The following is a 3,344-nucleotide window of genomic DNA, read 5'->3' as shown; positions in this document are numbered from 1 at the left end:
TCGACCTTTTATATTTTTCAATTTTTGATTTTTCTTCGTCTATCGCAAGGGAAGCTTTAAGTTTAACTATGGCGCTTTCGTTATCGGCGATAGATTGATTTAATTTTGCCGCCCTGCCGATAATTTCTCCGTCTTCGGCGGTAACAATAGTGTCTATAAAATATTTTCTTTCAGGGGTAATATCCTCGTCTATTCCCGCCGCCTGTGAGCCGAATTTTCTGTATAAAATTCCAAGCGCAGCTTTTACTTCCGCTATATGATTTTTAACAAATTGAATTTGTTTCTGCGGATTACCTTCAATGCCAAAGGAAGCGGAAATAATACGCCTTTCATCTTTCAATACCGAGGTTTCATCGGCGGCTGTTTCTGAAATACCGCGCAAATGATCGATCTCAGCGCGTATAGCGGCGACATCGTCTTCTTCGCCTGCGGACTCGCGGTTACTGTGGCGCTCGCCAATATTCAAATAAAGCTGTTCCTGGCTTTCCTGAGCTTTGGACAGAAAAGATTTTAACACAAGCCCTTGAGCGCTTTTGCCTATCCATGAAAAAACATTACCGCCCTCTTTGTTATCAAGCTCACTGATACGGGTTTCAAGCGATTCCTGCTTGCTTTTTAAAGCATCTGCTTGATCCTTAAACAGAGACGTATAATCGTCATAGGCGCTGTTTTCAAGAAGGGCTTTTCCGAGCCTGCGGTAAAAAACCGCCATTTCTCTTGCCCTTTCTTTTTCTTCGTTTTCAGCGGCTTCTATTGCCTCTTCCAATTCTTTATAACGTCGATTTTTTTCTTCTATCTTGTTTATCGCGGTGTTTGATTCTGCTATATCTTTTAAGTAAACATTGTATTGAATTATATCTTCAAAATCGGCGTTCATTTCCTTTATGCGGGAATAAAGAGTTTCGCCGAATTTTTCTAAAAGCGTATCAAGTGAGAATCGGCTTTCCAGATTGTTTTTTGTAAGGTCGTCTATTCTCTTTTTTCTATCATCCATAATGGTTAGTATATGCCATTAAAACGGCATATTCTAGCCCCGATTAGCATATACTCTATTGATTAAATGGGATTTTTAATGTATAAATGGCACAGTAGGGAGTAAATTTCCAAAAAACAGGAGTTATTATGAAATTAAACGATTTAAAACACGCAGGACTGAAAAAATGGGTCGAGGAAGCGGCAGCGCTTATGACGCCGGATTCAGTAGTAATCTGCGACGGCAGCAAGTCTGAATATGAAAGCCTTATTAAAGTCACGGTTGACGCCGGGCTTGGCGTACAGTTGAATCCAAAAAAGAGACCGGGCAGTTACTGGTTCCGTTCAGATCCTTCGGACGTGGCAAGGGCGGAAAGCCGCACTTTTATCGCCTGTAAAGACAAGGACAACGCTGGTCCTACCAATAATTGGGCTGACCCCGCCAAATTAAAAGATGAAATGAAAGCATTGTACAAAGGTTGTATGAAAGGTCGTACAATGTATGTTATTCCGTTCTCCATGGGACCTGTCGGCTCCAATATTGCCAAAATCGGTATTGAAATTACAGACAGCCCTTACGTCGTATTTAATATGCACATAATGACAAGGGTTGGAAAAAAGGTATTGGCTGTTCTTGGAAAAGACGGCTTTTTCGTCCCCTGTCTCCATTCAATAGCCAAACCGCTTAAACCCGGCGAAAAAGATACAAGCTGGCCATGCGAACCCGATGTCAACAAAAAATACATCAGCCACTTCCCCGACACTTACGAGATTTGGTCTTATGGTTCAGGCTACGGCGGAAACGCCCTGCTCGGTAAAAAGTGCCTCGCTCTCCGTATCGCGTCCGTTTTGGCAAGGGACGAAGGCTGGCTCGCAGAGCATATGCTCATTCTTAAACTTACCAATCCAAAAGGAAAAGTTAAGTACGTTACGGGCGCATTACCTTCAGCGTGCGGAAAGACAAACCTCGCCATGTTAATTCCAACCCTTCCCGGCTGGAAAGTAGAAACAATCGGCGATGACATCGCATGGATGAAATTCGGCAAAGACGGCAGACTTTACGCGATTAACCCCGAAGCCGGATTCTTCGGCGTTGCGCCGGGAACAAGCAATCAGTCAAACAAGAGCGCTATGGATTCAATTAAGAAAAATACTATTTTTACAAACACAGGGCTTACCGAAGACGGCGACATCTGGTGGGAACAAATAGGTTACGGCGCTCCGGGCGAAACAATCACCAACTGGAAAGGCGAGAAAAAACCCGCGCCCAAAACAGACAAGGCTGTTAAAGGCGAAGAAATCGCGCACCCAAATGCGCGTTTTACAGTTCCCGCTTCTCAATGCCCTGTCATCGCTAAAGAATGGCAAGACCCCAAAGGCGTGCCAATCAGCGCGTTCTTATTCGGCGGCAGAAGAGCCTCTACAATTCCATTGGTAAACCAAAGCAAAGATTGGGTTCACGGCGTATTCATGGGATCAATCACAGGTTCTGAAATTACAGCCGCGGCTCTTGATCTGAAAGCCGGCGATGTCCGCCGCGATCCTTTCGCCATGTTGCCTTTCTGCGGTTACCACATGGGCGATTATTTCGCGCATTGGCTCAAACTCGGAAAGAAATCTAAAGACGAAGGACATGGCGACAAACTGCCTAAAATCTTCTTTGTTAACTGGTTCCGCAAAACCGATGACGGCAAATTTATGTGGCCAGGTTACGGCGAAAACAGCCGCGTCCTCGCGTGGATTTTCGACCGCTGCGACGGCAAAGACAACTACATTGAAACGCCAATCGGCAATCTGCCCAAACCGGGAAGCATTGAACCGCCCGCAGGCGTTAGCGCCGAGACAATGGCAGAACTTATCAAAATTGACGTTGAAGGCTGGAAGAAGGAAATCTCCGATGTCAGGAGCAATCATTATGCTAAGTTTGGCGACAAACTTCCAAAAGATCTTTACACGCAACTCGACATCATGGAAAAAGGGTTGAATAGCTAATAGTGGATAGTGGATAGTGGATAGTTAGTAGTGAACAGTATTGTTGTTAGTTATCTGCGCTTGAAGTAACACGCTAAGCATACTAACAACAATCTACTACCCACTACATACTATCTACTATATACTATCTTCCTCGTTTCCCTTTCTCATAAAAATGTACATTTTTTCTGCTTATTGTGCTAAATTTCCCAGAAAACGCATTATATCTAGTATTAAAAAAGTTAAAAAAATTTAAAAACAACTTGAATAATATAAAAAAAACAGTTAATATATAAATAACATACAACTTTTAAAAGGATATTTTTCTATACTAACAGAAAGCAACAAAAATTATGCGATTGACGAAGAAAAATCAAAAATTGAAAAATATAAAAGGTCGG

General features: G+C 42.9%; 2 protein-coding genes. One reads left to right on the top strand and one right to left on the bottom strand.

The window, feature by feature from the left end:
• A partial coding sequence (locus ACYVTD_RS10715; RefSeq protein ID WP_461247763.1) for a hypothetical protein occupies window positions 1-994 on the bottom strand: 994 nt, incomplete at its 3' end.
• 128 nt (window positions 995-1,122) lie between these two features.
• Here ACYVTD_RS10715 and ACYVTD_RS10710 point away from each other — a divergent pair.
• Complete coding sequence (locus ACYVTD_RS10710) at window positions 1,123-2,964, top strand: phosphoenolpyruvate carboxykinase (GTP) (RefSeq protein ID WP_461247762.1); 1,842 nt, start codon at window positions 1,123-1,125, stop codon at window positions 2,962-2,964.
• Window positions 2,965-3,344 lie beyond the last annotated feature (380 nt).

The sequence above is a fragment of the Treponema sp. R6D11 genome (genome assembly GCF_054786075.1).
Note: the sequence above shows the minus strand (reverse complement) of the source record. Positions and strands in the feature narration are given on the sequence as shown.

What these genes read in the sequence shown, in the direction of transcription:
- ACYVTD_RS10710 (WP_461247762.1), top strand. Translation starts at nt 1,123, where the DNA reads ATGAAATTAAACGATTTAAAACACGCAGGACTGAAAAAATGGGTCGAG.